Source organism: Hydrogenophaga sp., assembly GCF_026125825.1.
In the GTDB taxonomy this organism is placed as follows: Bacteria; Pseudomonadota; Gammaproteobacteria; order Burkholderiales; family Burkholderiaceae_C; genus Hydrogenophaga.
The window spans coordinates 1-19,782 of sequence record NZ_JAHCKK010000023.1; the positions used below are offsets into that span (position 1 = coordinate 1).

General features: G+C 66.7%; 16 protein-coding genes. 8 read left to right on the forward strand and 8 right to left on the reverse strand.

Annotation, left to right across the window (positions count from 1 at the left end; all coding sequences use genetic code 11):
* A partial coding sequence (locus tag KIT86_RS10145; RefSeq protein ID WP_297397892.1) for an NAD+ synthase occupies nucleotides 1-1,506 on the reverse strand: 1,506 nt, incomplete at its 3' end.
* Between the two features lie 98 nt (nucleotides 1,507-1,604).
* On the opposite strand from KIT86_RS10145, the gene KIT86_RS10150 reads away from it, so the two are divergent.
* Nucleotides 1,605-2,732 (forward strand): GNAT family N-acetyltransferase, encoded by a 1,128-nt coding sequence (locus KIT86_RS10150; RefSeq protein ID WP_297397977.1) that lies wholly within the window; start codon nucleotides 1,605-1,607, stop codon nucleotides 2,730-2,732.
* A 10-nt stretch (nucleotides 2,733-2,742) separates the two neighbouring features.
* Here KIT86_RS10150 and ppa read toward each other — a convergent pair whose 3' ends face one another.
* Nucleotides 2,743-3,282: an inorganic diphosphatase gene (ppa, locus tag KIT86_RS10155; RefSeq protein WP_297397894.1), complete on the reverse strand. Its 540-nt coding sequence runs from the start codon at nucleotides 3,280-3,282 to the stop codon at nucleotides 2,743-2,745.
* 303 nt (nucleotides 3,283-3,585) lie between these two features.
* On the opposite strand from ppa, the gene KIT86_RS10160 reads away from it, so the two are divergent.
* Nucleotides 3,586-5,649 (forward strand): sodium-translocating pyrophosphatase, encoded by a 2,064-nt coding sequence (locus KIT86_RS10160; RefSeq protein WP_297397896.1) that lies wholly within the window; start codon nucleotides 3,586-3,588, stop codon nucleotides 5,647-5,649.
* A gap of 16 nt (nucleotides 5,650-5,665) precedes the next feature.
* Here KIT86_RS10160 and KIT86_RS10165 read toward each other — a convergent pair whose 3' ends face one another.
* Nucleotides 5,666-6,301 (reverse strand): TetR/AcrR family transcriptional regulator, encoded by a 636-nt coding sequence (locus tag KIT86_RS10165; protein ID WP_297397898.1) that lies wholly within the window; start codon nucleotides 6,299-6,301, stop codon nucleotides 5,666-5,668.
* 118 nt (nucleotides 6,302-6,419) lie between these two features.
* Here KIT86_RS10165 and KIT86_RS10170 point away from each other — a divergent pair, with 118 nt between their 5' ends.
* The 4 genes from KIT86_RS10170 (at nucleotide 6,420) to glp (ending at nucleotide 10,484) form a co-directional block, all read left to right on the forward strand.
* Complete coding sequence (locus KIT86_RS10170) at nucleotides 6,420-7,250, forward strand: metal-dependent hydrolase (protein ID WP_297397900.1); 831 nt, start codon at nucleotides 6,420-6,422, stop codon at nucleotides 7,248-7,250.
* Nucleotides 7,251-7,342: 92 nt separating this feature from the next.
* Complete coding sequence (gene moaA / locus KIT86_RS10175) at nucleotides 7,343-8,458, forward strand: GTP 3',8-cyclase MoaA (RefSeq protein WP_297397902.1); 1,116 nt, start codon at nucleotides 7,343-7,345, stop codon at nucleotides 8,456-8,458.
* A gap of 96 nt (nucleotides 8,459-8,554) precedes the next feature.
* On the forward strand, nucleotides 8,555-9,178 hold the full coding sequence (gene mobA / locus KIT86_RS10180) for a molybdenum cofactor guanylyltransferase MobA (RefSeq protein ID WP_297397904.1): 624 nt from the start codon (nucleotides 8,555-8,557) through the stop codon (nucleotides 9,176-9,178).
* A gap of 28 nt (nucleotides 9,179-9,206) precedes the next feature.
* Nucleotides 9,207-10,484 (forward strand): gephyrin-like molybdotransferase Glp, encoded by a 1,278-nt coding sequence (gene glp, locus KIT86_RS10185; RefSeq protein WP_297397906.1) that lies wholly within the window; start codon nucleotides 9,207-9,209, stop codon nucleotides 10,482-10,484.
* A gap of 6 nt (nucleotides 10,485-10,490) precedes the next feature.
* Here the strand turns inward: glp and KIT86_RS10190 are convergent, their stop codons facing one another.
* The 4 genes from KIT86_RS10190 to KIT86_RS10205 form a co-directional block, all read right to left on the reverse strand.
* A complete protein-coding gene (locus KIT86_RS10190; RefSeq protein ID WP_297397908.1) occupies nucleotides 10,491-13,580 on the reverse strand; it encodes an efflux RND transporter permease subunit in 3,090 nt (1,029 codons plus the stop codon).
* Between the two features lie 16 nt (nucleotides 13,581-13,596).
* Entirely contained in the window at nucleotides 13,597-14,754 is a 1,158-nt protein-coding gene (locus KIT86_RS10195) for an efflux RND transporter periplasmic adaptor subunit (protein ID WP_297397910.1), read from the reverse strand.
* Between the two features lie 115 nt (nucleotides 14,755-14,869).
* Entirely contained in the window at nucleotides 14,870-15,304 is a 435-nt protein-coding gene (rnhA, locus tag KIT86_RS10200; RefSeq protein WP_297397912.1) for a ribonuclease HI, read from the reverse strand.
* Between the two features lie 49 nt (nucleotides 15,305-15,353).
* A complete protein-coding gene (locus KIT86_RS10205; protein WP_297397914.1) occupies nucleotides 15,354-16,133 on the reverse strand; it encodes a methyltransferase domain-containing protein in 780 nt (259 codons plus the stop codon).
* A 103-nt stretch (nucleotides 16,134-16,236) separates the two neighbouring features.
* Here KIT86_RS10205 and gloB point away from each other — a divergent pair, with 103 nt between their 5' ends.
* On the forward strand, nucleotides 16,237-17,010 hold the full coding sequence (gene gloB, locus KIT86_RS10210; RefSeq protein WP_297397916.1) for a hydroxyacylglutathione hydrolase: 774 nt from the start codon (nucleotides 16,237-16,239) through the stop codon (nucleotides 17,008-17,010).
* 98 nt (nucleotides 17,011-17,108) lie between these two features.
* Complete coding sequence (locus KIT86_RS10215; RefSeq protein WP_297397979.1) at nucleotides 17,109-18,674, forward strand: transglycosylase SLT domain-containing protein; 1,566 nt, start codon at nucleotides 17,109-17,111, stop codon at nucleotides 18,672-18,674.
* A 23-nt stretch (nucleotides 18,675-18,697) separates the two neighbouring features.
* On the opposite strand, the gene KIT86_RS10220 is transcribed toward KIT86_RS10215, so the two are convergent.
* Nucleotides 18,698-19,762, reverse strand: a complete 1,065-nt coding sequence (locus tag KIT86_RS10220) for an ABC transporter substrate-binding protein (protein WP_297397918.1) — start codon at nucleotides 19,760-19,762, stop codon at nucleotides 18,698-18,700.
* Nucleotides 19,763-19,782 lie beyond the last annotated feature (20 nt).

Genomic DNA, 19,782 nt, shown 5'->3' on the forward strand with positions numbered 1-19,782 from the left:
CTGATCGTTCTCCATGTAGCGCTCAATGATCGCGTCCAGCACAGCGTAGTCCGGCAGGCTGTCCTGGTCCTTCTGATCGGGCCGCAGTTCGGCGCTGGGCGGGCGCGTGATGATGCGCTCCGGAATGGGATTCGCGCCTGTGCCGTAAGGGTCGTGCGCGTTGCGCCAGCGGGCCAGCTTGAAGACCATGGTCTTGGCAACGTCCTTGATGACGGCAAACCCGCCGGCCATGTCGCCATACAGCGTGCAATAGCCCGTGGCCATCTCGCTCTTGTTACCGGTGGTCAGCACGATGCTGCCGAACTTGTTGGACAGGGCCATGAGCAGGGTACCGCGGATGCGCGCCTGCAGGTTCTCTTCCGTCGTGTCTTCGGGCAGGCCAGCGAACTCGCTGGCCAGGCTGGCCTTGAACGCTTCAAACTGGGGAGCGATGGCAATTTCGTCATAGCGCACGCCCATGCGCGCGGCCATGTCACGCGCATCGATCCAGGAGATGTCGGCGGTGTAGGGCGACGGCATCATCACGGTGCGCACCCGGTCCTTGCCCAGGGCATCGACTGCGATGGCCAGCACCAGGGCCGAGTCGATGCCACCCGACAAGCCAAGAATGGCCCCTGGAAAGCCGTTCTTGCCGAGGTAGTCGCGCACGCCCAGCACCAAAGCGTGCCAGAGGTCGGCCTCCGGACTGTGGGCGCGGTCGGTCTCGGCCGTGATCTGCCAACCCGCGCCCTCCCGCGCAAAAACCACATCGAACAGCGCTTCCTCGAAGCTCACCGCCCGACCGGCCAGCGCGCCGTCGGCGGCCAGCACGAAGCTGCGCCCCTCGAAGACGATTTCGTCCTGCCCGCCCACCAGGTGCGCGTAGACCAGCGGCAGGCCGGTGGAGCGCACCCGCTCCCGCATGGTGGCTTCGCGCTCGCCACCCTTGCCGGCGTGGAACGGAGAGGCATTGATGACAGCGAGCAGTTCGGCGCCGGCTGCGAGGGCGTCGGCGGCGGGGGTATCGAACCAGGCGTCTTCGCAGATCAGCAGGCCGACGCGAACGCCCTCCACGTCGATCACGCAAGGCGCGCTGCCTGGCACGAAGTAGCGCCGCTCGTCGAACACCTGGTAGTTGGGCAGTTCGCGCTTGGCATAGGTGTGCGTCAACCGGCCCTCGCACAACACGCTCGCCACGTTGTGCAGGGAGGCCACGGCCACGCCGCGTTCGCGCCTTTCGACCGTTGCGCCGGGCATCCGCGCGGGATGTCCCACCACGATGTGCAGGCCTTTGAGGTGGGCCGTTCCGTCGACGATGACTTTGAGGGCATCATCGCACGCATCGATGAACGCTGGCCGCAGGAAAAGATCCTCGGCCGCATAGCCGCAGAGGGCCAACTCCGGTGTGAGCAGCAGACGCGCGCCACGGGCATGGGCCTGGGCGGCGGCATCGATGATTTTCCGGGCGTTGCCCACCATGTCGCCCACCACGAAGTTGAGCTGGGCCACGCAAATGGAGAGAGTCATGGAGTCTGGAAACCTTGCAGAAAAGGCCGCAAAAACGCGGTGGGCGGGAGCCGTGTTTGTCTGAAATCGATTATGTCACCCGGGTCTTCGCCTCACCGATGGCGATCGATGCCGCCGCCTGGAACGCGCTGCTGGAGAACGAGCCCGACCCCAGCCCCTTCATGCGCCATGAGTACCTGAGCGCGCTGCACGAAAGCGGCAGTGCGAGGGAGGCCACGGGGTGGCAGGCGCAATTCGTGACGCTGTGGCAAGGCCATGTGCTGCACGCGGCCTGCCCGATGTACCTCAAGAGCCATTCCTACGGGGAATACGTGTTCGACTGGGCCTGGGCCAACGCGTACGCCCAGCATGGACTGGACTACTACCCCAAGGCGCTGGTGGCCGTGCCGTTCACGCCGGTACCCGGCGCCCGCCTGCTGGCCCGCGATCCGGCTTCGCGAGCGGCATTGGTCAAGGCCTTGATCGAGCACGCCCGCCAGGAACAACTGTCGTCGCTGCACCTGCTCTTTGCGCAGCCCCACGACATCGACGCCTGTCACGCTGCCGGCATGATGCTCAGACACACGGTGCAGTTCCACTGGACGAACCGCGATGCGAAGGGCCGGCCTTTCGACGATTTCGAGCAATTTCTCGCCAGCCTGCAACAGGAAAAACGCAAGAAAATCCGGCAGGAACGGCGCAAGGTGGCAGACGCGGGCGTGCGCTTTCGCTGGTCGCGCGGTGCCGACATTTCAGACGCCGATTGGGACTTTTTCTACCGTTGCTACGAGCGCACCTACCTCGAACATGGCAACGCGCCCTATCTGAACCGGGGCTTTTTCGACCGCGTGTCCAAGGCCATGCCGCCGCACTGGCTGCTGTTCATCGCGGAGCGCGAAGGCCGGCCCATGGCCTGCAGCTTGATCGGGATCGATGATCGCTCTGGCGTGGCCTACGGGCGCTACTGGGGTGCGTTGGAGCGGGTGGACTGCCTGCATTTCGAGGCCTGCTACTACCAACCGCTGGCCTGGTGCCTGGCGAACGGCTTTGTGCGCTTTGAAGGCGGCGCCCAGGGCGAGCACAAGATGGCACGCGCCCTGTTGCCTGTGAAGACGACCAGTGCCCACTGGCTGGCTCATCCCGCGTTCGCCGATGCGGTGGAACGCTTCCTGGAACGCGAAGGCCAGGGGATCGGCGAATACCTCGATCACCTGGCCTTGCGAAATCCGCTCAAGGCATCGCCCTGAGCATGGGCCATCAGGCCTGGTTTGCCTTGTTGTAGTTCGCAATGCCGTCCAGGATTTCTTGGTGGGCCGCGTCCTTGCCTTCCCAGCCGATCACCTTCACCCATTTGCCGGGCTCGAGGTCCTTGTAGTGCTCGAAGAAGTGCTGGATGGTGTTCAGGCGCATCGGATTCAGGTCTTCGGGCTTCTGCCACTGGGTGTAGATCGACAGAATCTTGTCGGTCGGCACCGCCAGCACCTTGCCGTCTTCGCCGGCCTCGTCCTGCATCTTCAGGATGCCGATTGCGCGGCAGGGCACAACCACACCAGGGATGAGCGGCACCGGGGTGATCACCAGCACGTCGACCGGATCGCCGTCGCCGGAAATCGTCTTGGGCACATAACCATAGTTGGTCGGGTAGTGCATGGCCGTGCTCATGAAGCGGTCCACGAAGATCGCGCCGGTTTCCTTGTCCACCTCGTACTTGATCGGGTCGGCGTTCATCGGGATCTCAATGATCACGTTGAACGATTCGGGAACGTTTTTGCCAGGGGTGACGTTGTCAAGGGACATGTTGATAAGGTCGTGGTTTGGAAAGGGGCTGTTTCGGCCCGGCGGGCCTGCCGGCGAACAAAGGCGCGCCTGGAATGGGCCCGGCGCGCCTAGGATTTACCCTGATTTTACCGACTCCAGGCTGACAAACCCGCCCACAAACGATAGCCAGGCGGCATTTCCCCGCTAAATTCAAGGGGTTGGCCAATCGCCCTGTTTCAACGCCGTGCAACGCGGCGCAAACCGGCAGCGAGGAAGCAACGCAGCGGGGGCAGCCCCGGAGGCGTTGCCCCCTCCAAGTCGAAACAAGCAGGAGTAACTCTCATGGTTGGACAATCTGCGCTGATCTTTGCGTTGGTCTGCGGGCTGGTGGCCGTCATCTACGGCTTCTGGTCCCGCAGCTGGGTTCTTTCTCAGGACGCGGGCAACGCCCGCATGCAGGAAATCGCGGGGGCCATTCAGACTGGCGCCGCGGCCTACCTGGCGCGACAGTACAAGACGATCGGCATCGTCGGGGTGGTGCTGGCCATCCTCATCGGTGTCTTCCTGGATGGCCCCACCGCCATCGGTTTCGTGCTCGGGGCCGTGCTCTCGGGCGCCTGTGGCTTCATCGGCATGAACATCTCCGTGCGCGCCAACGTGCGGACCGCGCAAGCGGCCACCCGGGGCATCGGCCCGGCGCTGGACGTGGCCTTCCGCGGCGGCGCCATCACTGGCATGCTGGTGGTCGGCCTGGGCCTGCTGGGCGTCTCAGGCTTCTTCTGGTTTCTGGTCGGCAACGGCAACCTCACGCCTGCGGCCAACCTGGCCAAGCTGCTGAATCCGCTGATCGGCTTTGCGTTCGGCTCCTCGCTGATTTCCATCTTCGCGCGCCTGGGCGGTGGCATCTTCACCAAGGGTGCCGACGTGGGCGCCGACCTCGTCGGCAAAGTCGAAGCCGGCATTCCGGAAGACGACCCCCGCAACCCGGCGGTGATCGCCGACAACGTGGGCGACAACGTGGGCGACTGCGCGGGCATGGCGGCCGACCTGTTCGAGACCTACGCCGTCACGCTGATTGCCACCATGGTGCTCGGCGCGCTCATGGTGGCGGCCGCACCCATGCAGGCCGTGCTCTACCCCCTGGTGCTCGGTGGCGTGTCCATCCTCGCGTCCATCGTCGGCTGCTTCTTCGTCAAGGCCAGCCCGGGCATGAAGAACGTGATGCCCGCGCTGTACAAAGGCTTGGCCATCGCAGGCGTGCTCTCGCTGATCGCTTTCTGGTTCGTGACCGCCTGGATCATGCCGGACAACGCCATCAGCGCCACCGGCAGCCAGCTGCGCCTCTTCGGCGCCTGCGCCGTCGGCCTGATGCTGACGGCCGCGCTGGTCTGGATCACGGAGTTCTACACCGGTACACAGTACTCGCCGGTCAAGCACATCGCGCAAGCGTCCACCACGGGACACGGGACCAACATCATTGCCGGCCTGGGTGTGTCCATGCGCTCCACCGCGTGGCCCGTGCTGTTCGTCTGCGTCGGCATCGTGGCTTCCTACACGCTGGCAGGCCTGTACGGCATTGCCATCGCCGCCACTGCCATGCTGAGCATGGCAGGCATCGTGGTCGCGCTGGACGCCTATGGCCCCATCACCGACAACGCCGGCGGCATCGCCGAAATGGCCGAACTGCCCAGCAGCGTGCGCGACATCACCGACCCGCTGGACGCGGTGGGCAACACCACCAAGGCCGTGACCAAAGGCTACGCCATCGGCTCTGCGGGTCTGGCCGCGCTGGTGCTGTTCGCCGACTACACCCACAAGCTGGAGACCTACGGCCATCAGATCAAGTTCGATTTGAGCGATCCGATGGTGATCATCGGCCTGTTCATCGGCGGCATGATCCCCTACCTCTTCGGCGCGATGGCGATGGAGGCCGTGGGGCGCGCCGCCGGCTCGGTGGTGGTGGAAGTGCGCCGCCAGTTCAAGGAGATCCCCGGCATCATGGAAGGCACGGCCAAGCCCGAGTACGGCAAGGCGGTCGACATGTTGACCACCGCCGCCATCAAGGAGATGGTGATCCCGTCCCTGCTGCCGGTGGTGGTGCCGATCCTGGTGGGTGTGTTCCTGGGGCCCAAGGCGCTCGGTGGCCTGCTGATGGGCACCATCGTCACCGGCCTGTTCGTCGCCATCTCCATGTGCACCGGCGGTGGCGCCTGGGACAACGCCAAGAAGTACATCGAAGATGGTCACCATGGCGGCAAGGGCAGCGAGGCGCACAAAGCCGCGGTGACCGGCGACACCGTGGGCGACCCCTACAAAGACACGGCGGGACCGGCTGTCAACCCGCTGATCAAGATCATCAACATCGTGGCGCTGCTGATCGTGCCGCTGTTGCCGCTGGCGGCCTGATCCCGCTGGCGATGGTTCAAGAGGCCCGCTTCGGCGGGCCTTTTTTCTGCCCCCCTTCCACGGCGGCTCCGGCCAGCAGGCGAACCACCGCACTGGCGCTGGGGGTCAGGCGGTCGAGCTGAGCAGCTTCGCCACGTTCGATCGCCTGCAGCACCAGCTCCTGGATGCCGCCCACGGCCGCCACCGCCATGGTCGCAGAGAGCACCTCACGCTCGGCGTTGATCGTCTCCAGCATGAAATCGGCCAGGTGTTGCATCACCTCGCGGCGCACCAGCGCCCCCGCCGGCCCGAGGTGGTGGATTTCCACAAACAGCATTCGGATCAACTGCGGCCCGCTCGCCAGATGCGCCAGATAGGCGCCCAGGGCGTGCTCGACCTGGTCCTGCCAAGGGCGTTCGGGCTGCACCGCTTCGCGCAAGGTGCGCAGTGCGGAGGCGCTCGCAGCCCGGTACAGATCGAGGAAGCAAGCGTCCTTGTCCTTGAAATGCTCGTAGAACGTGCGTTTGGACACACCCGCCTCGGCGACCACAGCCGCGATCGACGTGGCCGCCAGACCCTGGGTCGCCGCCACTGTGGCCATGGCCTGCAGCAGGCGCCCCCGGTGTTCGTTGGGCACTGGGGTGTCGGTGCTGCGGGTGTTCTTCGTCTTCATGGACGGCCATCTTAGATGGCCTGTGCCCCGGTCTTCGCCGCTTGACAGTCCGCGGCAAAAATCGCACCATAGGGAATTGGTACGATGCAGTACCACCACTTGCCAAGCTCCGCCCACCATGACCGAACTCGTTGTCCGCCGCCTGCTGATCGACCTGGAACAACCCGTGGCCCGCCACTGGTGCGGCGGCGACGCCTTTCTCACCGCCTGGTTCAACGCGCTCTCGATGAGCTTTCCCATCGGCGAGCAGTTCTTCATCGACTCGGTGCGCAACGGCTTCAAGGCTTTGCCGCCGCAGCGCCAGGCCGAGCTGCAGGCCGAGGTTCAGGGTTTCGTGGGGCAAGAGGCCACCCACCGGCGCATTCATGCGCTGTTCAATGCGCAAATCGAGAAACACGGCCTGGTGAACGATTGGGAGCCGCGGGCGCGCGAACGCCTCCGGTTGCTGGAAGGCACCGACCCGCGCCATGGCCTGGCCATCACCGCAGCCAACGAACATTTCACCGCCCTGTTCGCCGAGTGGCTGCTGTCGCACCCGCAGTTGCTCGACGGCTGCGAGCCCCGATTGAAAACGCTGTGGCTCTGGCACAGCGCCGAAGAGGCGGAACACAAGTGCACCGCCTTTGACCTGTACCAGGCGCTCGACGGCAGCCACACTTGGCGCTCGACATGGATGCGCCGCATCACACTGGTCTTTCTCACCGACACCTTGCGCCAGACCGTGAACAACCTCCAACGCGACGGCACGCTCTGGCGTTGGAGCACCTGGCGCAGCGCGGCCCGCCATATGCTCGGCCGCGACGGCCTTCTGCGCCAGACCTTCAAACCCTGGCGCGCCTACTTCCGCCGCGACTTCCACCCAGACCAGCAATCCAGCGACCTCTCCGCCAACTGGCTGCGCGACAACGCGACGCAGTACACCCGGGTGGGGCGCGCCGAGCCTGCGTGACCTGAGCCACGCGGGACGGAAATGCCCTCGTGGCATCTCCGGTACCCCCGGTGTTCCCGTGCATCCGGCGGTCACTCGCCCATAATCGGCCCATGTCCGAACGCGTCATCCCCCTGATCGACCAGCGCCTGGTGTCGGTGCCCGCGCGCATCCCTCAGATCGGCACCACTCCGATCGGCCGGGTCGGCGACCAGCTGGGCCGCCCACTGCGCGACCTGCGCATCAGCGTGACCGACCGTTGCAACTTCCGCTGCAGTTATTGCATGCCGAAGGACATCTTCGACAAAGACTACCCCTACCTGCCGCACAGTTCGCTGCTGACCTTCGAGGAGATCACGCGCGTGGCCCGCCAGTTCGTCGCGCACGGCGTGCAGAAAATCCGCCTGACCGGTGGCGAGCCGCTGCTGCGCAAGAACCTCGAGATCCTGATCGAACAGCTGGCCGCGCTGCGCACGGTGGAAGGCCAGCCGCTGGACATCACCTTGACAACCAACGGCTCGCTGCTTGCGCGCAAGGCGCTCGCGCTCAAGGCGGCGGGCCTTCAAAGGGTCACGGTCAGCCTCGACGGGCTGGACGACACCATCTTCCGAGCCATGAACGACGTCGACTTCCCCGTGGCCGACGTGCTTGACGGCATCGCTGCCGCGCAGGCCGCAGGCCTGGGGCCGATCAAGGTCAACATGGTGGTCAAGCGCGGCACGAACGACCACGAGATCCTGCCCATGGCGCGCCACTTCAAGGGCACCGGCATTGTGCTGCGCTTCATCGAGTACATGGATGTGGGCGCCACCAATGGCTGGCGCATGGACGAGGTGCTGCCCAGCGCCGAGGTGGTGCAACGCATCCACCGCGAGCTCCCGCTGGTGCAGCTCGGTGCATCGGCTCCAGGCGAGACCGCCGAGCGCTGGGGCTACGCCGATGGCTCAGGCGAGATCGGCGTGATCAGCAGCGTGACGCAGGCTTTCTGCAGCGACTGCAACCGCGCGCGCCTGTCCACGGAAGGCCAGCTCTATCTCTGCCTCTTCGCCAGCCAGGGCCACGACTTGCGTCACCTGATCCGGGGCGATGCCACCGACGAGCAGCTCGCCAGCGCGATTGCGGCAATCTGGCAAGGCCGTGGCGACCGTTATTCCGAGCTGCGCGCCAGCCTGCCGCCCGAAGCGGGTGCAGGCACCCGCCGCGTCGAGATGAGCTACATCGGCGGCTAGTACGATGACCCCCACGCGCCATCGCTGCACGAGCCGCTGCCACCCCTGTGAGCCCGCCTTGCCTGGAGCCACCTCGAAAGGCGGCCTGCCTACCCCATGATCCATTCCCATCAAATCACGGGCCTCGTGCTCGCCGGCGGCCGCGGCTCGCGCATGGGCGGCGTCGACAAAGGCCTGCAGAACTTCAACAGCACGCCTCTGGCGCTGCACGCCTTGCTGCGCCTGCAGATGCAGGAAGGCGGACTGGTCGGCGGTCAGATGGTCAACGCCAACCGCAACCTGGCGGCCTACGAGGCGTTCGGCGTTCCCGTCTGGCCCGACACGCTGGATGGCTACGCAGGCCCACTGGCCGGCTTCATGACCGGCCTGGAGCGCTGCGAAACCCCTTACCTGCTCACGGTGCCTTGCGACACCCCCCTCTTCCCGCTTGACCTTGCCCCCCGCCTGGCGCAGGCGTTCGAGGACAGCAGCACCGAGATCGCCATGGCCGCCGCCCCGGAGGAAGACGGCCAGTTGCGGCCCCAGCCCGTGTTCTGCCTGCTGCGGGTGGACCTCATGGAGAGCCTGCTGGCCTTCACGCACGGCGGGGGGCGCAAGATCGATCGCTGGACGGACCAGCACCGCACGGTGATCGTGCCCTTCGACCGGCCAGGTGACGACCCCAGGGCCTTCTTCAACGCCAACACCCTGGCCGAACTGCACGCCCTCGAGAAGGGCTGAGCGTTCCGGCCCTTCCGTTCGTCTTTCCATGAAATCCATCGAGCAGATCGCGGCCGAACTGCAGGGCTATGACCCGCAGGCCATCAGCGCCGAACGCGTGAATCACTTCCTGGCCCGCCTGGTCGAACCCATCACCGCGACAGAAGGCCTCGGCGTCTTCGACGCGTTGGGCCGGGTCCTGGCGCAGGACGTGGTCTCACCGATCAGCGTGCCGCCGCACGACAACTCCGCCATGGACGGTTTTGCCTTCGACAGCAGGCAACTGCGCCCGGGCGAACCGCTGGGCCTGCGCGTGGCGGGGACGGCCTTCGCTGGCAAGGCCTGGGCCGGCAGCGTGGGCCCTGGCGAATGCCTGAAGATCATGACGGGCGCCATCATGCCGAATGGGCTGGACACCGTGGTGCCACTTGAATTCGTGAAAACGGAAGGCGAACGCATCGTGGTGCCACCCAACGTCGTCGGCCCGGGCGACAACCGCCGCCTTCTGGGCGAAGACCTCATGGCCGGCGAAGCCGCACTGCGCCAGGGCCAGGTGCTCGGCCCTGCGGCGCTGGGCTTGCTGGCCAGCCTGGGTCTGCCCACCGTGAAGGTGTTCCGCCGCGTGAAGGTGGCCTACTTCTCCACCGGCGACGAGATTCTGAGCCTGGGCGAAACGCCGCGCGAAGGCGCGGTGTACGACAGCAACCGCTACACCGTCTTTGGCCTGCTCACCCGTCTGGGCGCGCAAGTCATCGACATGGGCGTGGTGCGCGATGAGCCCGCCGAGCTGGAAGCCGCCTTTCGCACCGCCGCACTGCAGGCTGACGCCATCATCACCAGCGGCGGGGTAAGCATGGGCGAGGCCGACCACACCAAGGCCATGATGAAGCAGCTCGGCGACGTGGCCTTCTGGCGCATCGCGATGCGCCCGGGGCGGCCCATGGCGGTCGGCCGCATTGACGAGGCGGGCAAGAGCGCCGTGCTGTTTGGACTGCCGGGCAATCCGGTGGCGGTGATGGTCACTTTCCTCGCCTTTGTTCGCCCCGCCCTGCAGCGACTCATGGGTGCTTCAGCCAGCGAGCCGGTGCTCTTGCAGGCGCGCAGCGGCGAAGCGCTGCGCAAGAAGCCGGGCCGCACCGAGTACCAGCGCGGCATCGTCACCCGCACGCCCGATGGCGCGCTCAGCGTGCGCACCACGGGCAACCAGGGTTCGGGTGTGCTCAGCTCGATGGTGGAGGCCAACGGCCTGATCGTGCTGCACCACGGCCAGGGCAATGTCGCCGTGGGCGACACGGTGGACGTGATGATGTTCGACGGCGCGATCTGACCCCATTCATTTGGCCGGGATGACGGCATCCGCGTGGCCGCCGCCGTGCTGCGCGGCCTTCGCCTTCGAATGGGATTTTTCGCGCGAGAGCAGCGTGTACATGGTGGGCACCACGAAGATGGTCAGCAGCGTGCCCACGCTCATGCCTCCCACGATCACCCAGCCGATCTGCTGCCGGCTCTCGGCGCCCGCCCCAGACGCCAGCGCCAGCGGGATCGCGCCCAGCACCATGGCACCGGTGGTCATCAGAATGGGGCGCAGGCGCAGGGAAGCCGAGCGCCTGACGGCCTCGAACTTCTCCAGGCCCTGATCGCGCAATTGGTTGGAGAACTCCACGATGAGGATGCCGTGCTTGGTGATCAGCCCCACCAGCGTGATGAGCCCGATCTGGCTGAAGACGTTGATCGTGCCGCCGGTCATCTTGAGCGCGAGCAACGCGCCCATCATGGACAGCGGCACGCTGAGCATGATGATGAAAGGATCGACAAAACTCTCGAACTGCGCGGCCAGCACCAAGTAAATGAACAACAGCGAAAGCGCGAAGACGATGGCCAGCGAGCCCGAGGCATTGCGGAACTCGCGACTCTGGCCATTCAGGTCGGTGGTGTAGCCTGCGGGCAGCACCTCGCGCGCGGTCTTGTCCATGAACTGCAGCGCCTCGCCCAACGAATAGTCAGGCGCGAGGTTGGCCGTGATCGACGCGCTGCGGCGCTGGCCGAAGTGGTTGAGTTCGCGCGGCACCACCACTTCGCTGATCTTGACCAGCGAGGCCAGTGGAATCATGGCCTCGTTGCGCCCTCGCACGAACAAGCGGTCAATGTCTTCCGGCGTGCTGCGGTTGCCTGAGACCGTCTGCACCACCACGTCGTACTGCTCACCGTCTCGCTTGTAGCGCGTGACGATGCGCCCGCCCAGCATGGTCTCGACAGTGCGCGCGATGGCGTCCACGTTCACGCCCATGTCGGCTGCGCGCTCTCGGTCCACATCCATGCGGATCTCGGGCTTGTTCAGGCGCAGATCGGTGTCGATCTGAACCAGGCCCGGGTTCTTGCTCAGCTCATCCTGGAAGCGGCGCACCGTCTGCGCCAGGTTCTCATAACTGTCGGAAGTGACGATCACATAGTTGATCGGGCGCTCGCGAAAGCCTTGACCGAGCGAGGGCGGCGTGATCGGGAAGGCGCTGATGCCTGGCAGGGACGCCAGGCGCGGCGTGATCTCGCGCGCGATGCGCTGCGTGGATCGTTCGCGCTCCTCCCAGGGCAGCGCGCGCATGAACACCACGCCTTGCGCCACCGAGGGGTTGCCCACGTTGACAAAGATGCGGTCGAATTCCGGGTAGCCCTGGGCGATGCCCTCGATCGCCTCGGCGTACTTGCGGGTGTAGGCCAGCGTGGCGCCATCCGGGCCGTTGATGTTGGCCAGGATCACGCCGCGGTCCTCGATGGGCGCCAGCTCCTGGCGCATCGTCTGCAGCATCCACGCGCTGGCCAGCGCGCTGCCGGCCATGACCGCCACCACCACCCAGCGCACGCGCAGGGATATCCCCAGGGCCCGACTGAATCCGCGCGTGACAGCATCGAGCACGCGCTCCATGCCGCGGTCGAACCGGCCCGGATTCGGGTTGTGCCGCAGCAGCTTGGAGCACAGCATGGGCGAGAGCGTGAGCGCCACGAAGCCGGAGACCACCACAGCGCCGGCCAGGGCCAGCGCGAACTCGGCGAAAAGGCGTCCCGTTCGGCCGGGGGTGAACGCCAGCGGTGCGTACACCGCAGCGAGCGTCAGCGTCATCGCCACAATGGCAAAGCCGATCTCGCGAGCGCCCTGGATCGCGGCATCAAAGGGCTTCATGCCCTCTTCGATGTGCCGGTAGATGTTCTCCAGCATCACGATGGCGTCGTCCACCACCAGGCCGATGGCCAGCACCAGGGCCAGCAGCGTGAGGGTGTTGATGGAAAAGCCGAACATCGCCATCAACGCAAATGCGCCGATCAGGCTGACCGGAATCGTCATGAGCGGGATGATCGAGGCGCGCAGCGTGCGCAGGAAGACGAAGATCACCAGCGCCACCAGCACCACGGCCTCGGCGATGGTGGTGTAGACGGCCTTGATCGAGCGGTCAATGAAGACGGAGTTGTCGTTGGCGATGTCCACGTTCACGCCGGCGGGCAGGTCCTGCCTGACCTTCTCCAGCATCTGCCGCACAGCGGCCGAGAGCTCCAGCGGATTGGCGGTCGCCTGACGGATCACGCCCAGCGAGACCGCGTCGCGGCCGTTGAGCCGCACCGAGGTGCGCTCATCCTGAGGCGCCTGCAACACGCGGGCCACGTCGGCGATGCGGACCGTCTGGCCGTTGACGTTGCGGATCGCCACCGCGGAGAACTGCGCGGGGGTCTGCAGGTCGGTGGCAGCGGTCACGTTGAACTCGCGCAGGGTGCTCTCGATGCGGCCCGCGGGCACTTCCAGGTTGGAGCGGCGCAGGGCGTCTTCCACGTCCTGAACGGTCAGCGCGTAGGCCGCCAGGCGGTCCGGGTCCACCCAGATGCGCATGGCATAGCGGCGCTCACCGTACACACGCACCTCGGCCGCACCCGGCGCCGTTTGAAGCAGCGGTTTGGCCAGGCGGTTCGCGAAATCGCTGAGTTGCAGCGCACTGTGGGTGTCGGAGGTGAGAGCCAGCCAGATCACGGGCGAGGCGTCGGCCTCCACCTTGGCGATCACCGGCTCGTCCACATCCTGCGGCAGGCGCTGGCGCACGCGACTCACCTTGTCGCGCACGTCGGCGGCGGCCGAGTCGGGGTCCCGCTCCAGCTTGAAACGCACGGTGATCTGACTCTGCTCCTGACGGCTGATCGAGGTGATCACATCCAGGCCCTCGATGCCCGCGAGCGAGTCCTCCAGCGGCTTGGTGACCTGCGACTCGATCACCTCGCTGGACGCCCCGCCAAAGCGGGTGGAGACCGTGACGGTGGGCTCGTCGATCTTGGGGTACTCGCGAACCGTCAGGCCGTTGAAGGACACGATGCCCACCAGCAGGATGAGCAGCGACAGCACCGAGGCGAACACCGGGCGCCGGATCGATATCTCAGGCAGTTGCATACGGGCTCCCGGGGGTTCAGCGCGCGGGCGCAGGCGCCGCTTCGGTGGCGGCTGGGGCAGCCATGTTCACGACCCGCACTGCGGTGCCGTCGCGCTGCAGACGCTGCTGGCCGGCAATCACCACGGTCTCGCCCTGTCGCAGGCCGCTGACAACCTCGACCTCCGAACCCCGGCGCGCGCCCAGGGCCACTTCGACCCGGCGCGACAGGCGCTTCTTCGCATCGCCCTCGCCCTGTTCATCGAGCACGTAGGCGTACTGCTTGCCGGCCTGGGGCACCAGGGCCTCCTCGGGCACCACCAACGCACGCTCGTTGACCGAGAAAACGATCAGCACGCGCGCGAACATGCCGGGGCGCAGCACGTTGTCGGCCGCTGGCGGCATGACCGCGCGCACGGAAATGGAACGGCCATTGGCGTCGAGCAGCGGGTCCACGGCCAGCACCTTGGCCTCGAAAGACCGGTTCGGCAAGGCATCCAGCTGCACCTGCACCACCTGGCCCGGGGCGATCTGAGACTGGTAGCGCTCGGGCAGGCGGAAGTCCACGGTGAGCATGGACGTGTCCTCGAGGTTCACGAGGTTGTCGCCGTCCTTCACATAAGCGCCCAGGTTGATGCTGCGCAAACCCACGGTGCCAGCGAACGGGGCGGTGATGCGCATGCGCTGGAGCCGTGCGTCCGCCAATGCCACCTGGGCCTCAGCCACCTGCAGACTGGCCTGGCTCTCCTCCAGCACCCGCTGGGCCACGAAATTCTGCGCCACCAGCTCCTGGTTGCGTTTCAGGTTGGCACGCACGATGGACAGCTGGGCCTGCGCCTGGCTCAGCTCGGCGCGCTGCAAGGTGTCGTCGAGTTGCACCAGCAACTGCCCCGCCTTGACCTTGGCCCCGTCCGAAAACACGATCCGGGCCACCCGGCCGCTGGTCTCAGGCTTGAGCGTCACGCTCTGGCGCGAGCGAAGGGTGCCCACGGCCTGGGCGTCGTCCTGCAGCCGCACGGCCTTCACCCGCGTCACCTCCACGCCGGGTGCGCCACCAGTGGCCGCACCGACCGCGCCCGATCCCGCATTGCCCGCAACGGGGGCTTTTGCATCCCGGTGCTGCAGCCACCAGGCCGCACCGGAGGCCAGGCCCATGCCCGCAACGGCCACCACCACGTATAGCGCTTTGTTCGCCATGGATTCCACTGCCCAGGGGTAAGGACGCCTTACCTCGTGAGGTAGGGCACAGATCGATGAAACGAAATGTAGCAGCGGGTGGGGCGGCCCAGTGACGGGATTTCCCCTGTAGGACTCAGGCCGGCACGCCCCGGTTGGCCAGCGCGTCGGCCCGTTCGTTGCCCGGGTCGCCCGCATGGCCCCTGACCCAGTGCCACTCGATCTTGTGGGGCCCGGCATGCACCAGCTCATCGAGCTTGCGCCAGAGGTCGGCGTTCTTCACCGGCTGCTTGGCCGCCGTGACCCAGCCCTTGCGCTTCCAGCCATGGATCCACTCGGTGATGCCCTGCCGCACGTACTGGCTGTCGAGGTACAGAGAGACCCGGCAAGGGCGCTTGAGCGCGGCCAGCCCTTCGATCACCGCGGTGAGCTCCATGCGGTTGTTGGTGGTTTCCCGCTCGCCCCCCCACAACTCTTTCTCGAATCCCTCCGATTTGAGGTACACCCCCCAGCCACCGGGCCCTGGGTTGCCCTTGCAGGCACCGTCGGTGTAGATCACCACATGGTTCAAAAAACGCTCCTGAATTCAAAAAAGCAAAAGGGAGGGGGTGCTGCGGCCCTCAGTGCCGGTGGGTCACCGACACCGGGGCGGCCGAGGTGGCGCGCCGCGGCTTCCAGGCCGGGCCCAGCAGGCGCATGCCACGCACGCGCTTGACCGCCACCACGAAGTAGACCGCGCCAAAAATGGGCCACCAGCGGGCACCGGCGCGGTCGAGCCACGCGTAGCGCTGCAACCACGTGTCGGTGCGCATCGCTGGGCGGTAGCAGCCAAAGCGGTCCGACTCTACTTCAAAACTGAGCAGCCGCAGCCAGTCGCGCAGGCGCCAGGGACCGATGAAATCGCCTGCTTCGGGCAGGTACAGGCTGGAGGCACCAAATGCGCTGAGGCCGACCCGGGCACAGAAGCGGCCGCGCCCCTGGCGCAGGCCCCACAAGCTTGCGGGGTTGAAGCCCGAGATCACCACCCGGCCTTCGGGCACCAGCACGCGCTCGACCTCGCGCAACACGTGGTGCGGGTCGGCGCTGAACTCCAGCGTGTGTGGCAGCACCACGAGGTCCAGACTGGCCTGGGGAAACGGCAGGGCCGCCGCATCGGTGATCAGGGCCACGCGCGGGACACGACCGTCCTGGCCGGCCGGTAGCACCTCGGGCAGGGCCAGCCAGCGATGGGGCATGCGATTGGCTTGCAAGCCCTGCAGTTCGGGCAAGCCAAGCTGCAGGGCGTTGTAGCCGAACAGATCGGCCACGGCCAGGTCGAACTGTGCCTGCTCCCACGCCAGCAGGTACTGGCCGGGCGCGGTCGAAAACCAATCGGTCAACCCTATAATTTTTGCGGTCATGTGCGGTGTGGGGCCGATACCGGTTCGGGCGCGAAGTCTGCGACACTGCAAACCACCGGGAAGGCCAGCCCGCACTCTACACGCCCTACCCGACATCCGCCCCATGCACCTCATTCCCATCCCGGCCTTCAGCGACAACTACATCTGGGCCCTGCACGACGGCGTGCAGGCGCTGGTGGTCGACCCAGGCGAAGCCTCGGGCGTGACCCAGTGGCTGGCGCAGGAAGGCCTGAGGCTCGACACCATCCTGATCACCCACCACCATGCAGACCACACCGGCGGCGTGGCCGAGCTGCGCGAAGCCACCGGCGCGCGCGTCATCGGCCCGGCCTTCGAACCCATGCCCGAACCGCTGCAACGCGTGGGCGAAGGTGAGTCGGTGGAGGTGCTCGGCCTGCGTTTTGAGGTGATCGAGGTGCCCGGTCACACCGCCGGCCACATCGCCTACTACACGCCCGCCATGGACGGTGCGCCGCTGCTGTTCTGCGGCGACACGCTGTTTTCGGGCGGCTGTGGCCGCCTGTTCGAGGGCACACCGGCCCAGATGCTGGACTCGCTCACCCGCCTGGCCGCCCTGCCCGATCGCACCCGCGTGTGCTGCACCCACGAGTACACGCTCTCCAACCTCAAGTTCGCGCTGGCGGTCGAACCCGGCAATGCCGAGCTGGCGGCCTACACCGCCCATTGCCAGGCCCAACGCGCCCAGAACTTTCCCACGCTGCCCAGCTCCATTGGGCTGGAAAAAAAGATCAATCCTTTCTTGCGCACGAGCGAAACCGCGGTCGTGCGCTCCGCCCAGGCCCACGAGCCGGGCAAGACCACCGATGCCGTGGCGGTTTTCGCCACGCTTCGCGAATGGAAAAACGTTTTCAGATGACCCCTGCCTTCCCGACCGCCCTCTCCGCCCCCGCCTGTGCCCCCGTGGTCAGCGGTCCGGCTCGCCGCTGGCTCACACTGGCCGGCACCGCCCTCGTGATGCTGGTGTCTGGCTGCGCGACCACCGCGCTGCCTGAAGCCAGCAGCGGCTCCACCGGCACGTCCAGTGCCTCCTCGCCCGCCACCGCCCACGCGCCGCGGCTGCCCTCGTACCGCCTGCCCAGCGACGTGCCGCTGAGCACGATCGGCACCGCCGAGACCTCGCTCTCCAGCGTGAAAACGCTCGACGCCCCGGCCGATCTCTGGGACCGCATCCGCCGGGGCTTTGCCATGCCTGACCTCGAAGGCGATCTGGTGCGCGACCGCGAGCAGTGGTACGCCACCCGGCCCGACTACATGCAGCGCATGACGGAGCGGTCCAGCCGCTACCTGTTCCACATCGTGGAGGAGATCGAGCGCCGCAACATGCCGATGGAGCTGGCCTTGCTGCCCTTCATCGAAAGCGCCTTCAACCCCCAGGCCGTCTCCAGCGCGCGCGCCGCCGGCATGTGGCAATTCATGCCGGCCACCGGCCAGTCGTTCGATCTCAAGCAGAACGCCTTCCGCGACGATCGGCGCGACGTGCTCGCCTCCACCCGGGCCGCGCTCGACTACCTTCAGCAGCTCTATGGCCGCTTCGGCGACTGGCACCTCGCGCTGGCGGCCTACAACTGGGGCCAGGGCAACGTCAGCCGCGCCATCACCAACAACCAGCGCCTGGGCAAACCCACCGGCTACACCGACCTCAACATGCCGGCCGAAACGCGCATGTACGTGCCCAAGCTCCAGGCGGTGGAGAACATCCTGGCCCGGCCAGAGGCCTACAACACCACCTTGCCCCTGATCGGCAACCACCCCTTCTTCGACACCGTCGCGCTGGAGCGGGACATGGATGTCGCCCTCATCGCCCGCCTGGCAGAGGTGGCGGAAAAGGACTTTCGCGCGCTCAACCCCTCGCTGCGCCAGCCCATCGTGATGGCCGCCGGCACGCCCAACGTGCTGCTGCCCTGGGATAACGCGGTGATCTTCCAGCGCAACCTGCAGTCCTACAACGGCCCGCTGGCCAGCTGGACGGCCTGGGTCGTGCCCACCACCATGTCGGTGTCGCAGGCCGCCGAGCGGGCCGGCATGAGCGAAGCCGAGCTGCGCGCGGTCAACAACATTCCGCCGCGCATGCAGGTGCGCGCCGGCTCCAGCCTGCTCGTGCCGCGCACCGACAAACGCAACGGCGACGTGCCGGTGCATGTGGCCGACAACGGCCAGATCAGCTTCCAGCCTGAGGTCATCCTCAGGCGCACCACCGTCAAGGCGCGCAAGGGCGAAACCCTGACGCGCCTGGCTCAGCGCTATGGCGTGAGTCCGGTGAGTGTGGCGGGCTGGAACAAACTGGCCGTGAACGCGGCGCTCAAACCGGGCCAGCGCATCATGCTCATGCTTCCCCAACGCGTCGCCGTGGCCAAGGCCTCCTCGCCCAGCACCGCATCGGCAAAGAAGGCCGCCACGGCCACGCCGGCTCGCAAGGCCTCGCCCACCGCCAGCAAACCGGTCAAGACCAAGGCGAAGACCGCCAGCAGCGCGAGCAAGACGCGCGTGGCATCCGGCGGCAAGTCCGACAAGAAGCGCTGAGCGGCCAAGCGCTCGGGCCGGTGTCAGGCCCGGAACCGGGCCTTGGCCTTGCGGGCGAAGTCGTTGGTGAACGTGAGCGCAAGATCAACGCGCTGCAGCGAGCCCGGCTCCTCGAACTGCGCCAGCATGCGCGCCGCCGTGGAAGGCCCGGTCTCGGGCATCATGCCGTCGACCGTCCAGGCCTCGCGCACACGGGCGAAAGCCGCGAGGTACAGCGCGCGATCGCCCTGGAAATAGCGCTCCGGTACCACCTTGATGATGTCCGACGGCCCCGCCGTCTGCAGCCACTTGAGGGCATGCACCATCGCATCGGTCATCGCCTGGCTGGCCTTGGGGTACTGCGTCAGAAAACTTGCCGGGGCACAAAGGCAACCGGAGGGCAAGGGGCCGCCAAAGACCTCGGCCGTGCCCCGCATGCTTCGCGTGTCGGCCACCACCTTGAGCGAGCCCATCTGTTCCAGTTGCGTCACTGTCGGGTCGGTGGTGCTGATCGCGTCAAGCTCACCGCGGCGAAACGCCTGCACCGCCGCCGCGGCATTCGCCAGCGGGACGTAGCGCACATCGGCAGCACGCAGCCCGACCTTGCCCAGCACCAGGCTGGCCACGCGATGCGAGGCCGCACTCGTGGTCATCACGCCCACGCGCCGGCCGCGCAGGTCGGCCACGCTGCCGCTGTGGCCCATGGTCTCCAGCGACACGCCCACCACCACCTGTGGCGAGCGGCCCTGCAACACAAAGGACTGGAGATTCTGGCCACGCGCCTGCAGCGCGATCGTGTTCGGGTAGGGCCCCGACAGCACATGGGCCGCGCCAGTCTGCAATCCCTGCAGGGCCTGAGCCACGTCAGGAAACTCGCGCACCTCGACATCCAGGCCTTCCTGGGCAAAGTACCCGAGGCGCTCGGCGATGGTCAGTGGGAGATAGCAGAACGAGGTGCGGCCATCGACCGCAATCGCCAGCTTGGGCGCACCGGGCCGCAATGCGGGAGATGCCGCAGGGCCCGGCGCTGATTGCGCGCGCACGGACGGCAGAGCGACCGCCGCCAAGCTCAACGCACAGACACGCCCCCAGTTTCGGCGACTCCACATGACCCGGTTTCCTCTCTCGG

Coding starts and splice junctions, on each gene's coding strand:
- moaA (WP_297397902.1), top strand. CDS start 7,343: ATGTCCGAACGCGTCATCCCCCTGATCGACCAGCGCCTGGTGTCGGTG.
- KIT86_RS10150 (WP_297397977.1), top strand. CDS start 1,605: ATGGCGATCGATGCCGCCGCCTGGAACGCGCTGCTGGAGAACGAGCCC.
- KIT86_RS10205 (WP_297397914.1), bottom strand. CDS start 16,133: ATGACCGCAAAAATTATAGGGTTGACCGATTGGTTTTCGACCGCGCCC.
- KIT86_RS10165 (WP_297397898.1), bottom strand. CDS start 6,301: ATGAAGACGAAGAACACCCGCAGCACCGACACCCCAGTGCCCAACGAA.
- mobA (WP_297397904.1), top strand. CDS start 8,555: ATGATCCATTCCCATCAAATCACGGGCCTCGTGCTCGCCGGCGGCCGC.
- KIT86_RS10195 (WP_297397910.1), bottom strand. CDS start 14,754: ATGGCGAACAAAGCGCTATACGTGGTGGTGGCCGTTGCGGGCATGGGC.
- glp (WP_297397906.1), top strand. CDS start 9,207: ATGAAATCCATCGAGCAGATCGCGGCCGAACTGCAGGGCTATGACCCG.
- KIT86_RS10190 (WP_297397908.1), bottom strand. CDS start 13,580: ATGCAACTGCCTGAGATATCGATCCGGCGCCCGGTGTTCGCCTCGGTG.
- KIT86_RS10215 (WP_297397979.1), top strand. CDS start 17,109: ATGCTGGTGTCTGGCTGCGCGACCACCGCGCTGCCTGAAGCCAGCAGC.
- KIT86_RS10160 (WP_297397896.1), top strand. CDS start 3,586: ATGGTTGGACAATCTGCGCTGATCTTTGCGTTGGTCTGCGGGCTGGTG.
- gloB (WP_297397916.1), top strand. CDS start 16,237: ATGCACCTCATTCCCATCCCGGCCTTCAGCGACAACTACATCTGGGCC.
- KIT86_RS10220 (WP_297397918.1), bottom strand. CDS start 19,762: ATGTGGAGTCGCCGAAACTGGGGGCGTGTCTGTGCGTTGAGCTTGGCG.
- KIT86_RS10170 (WP_297397900.1), top strand. CDS start 6,420: ATGACCGAACTCGTTGTCCGCCGCCTGCTGATCGACCTGGAACAACCC.
- ppa (WP_297397894.1), bottom strand. CDS start 3,282: ATGTCCCTTGACAACGTCACCCCTGGCAAAAACGTTCCCGAATCGTTC.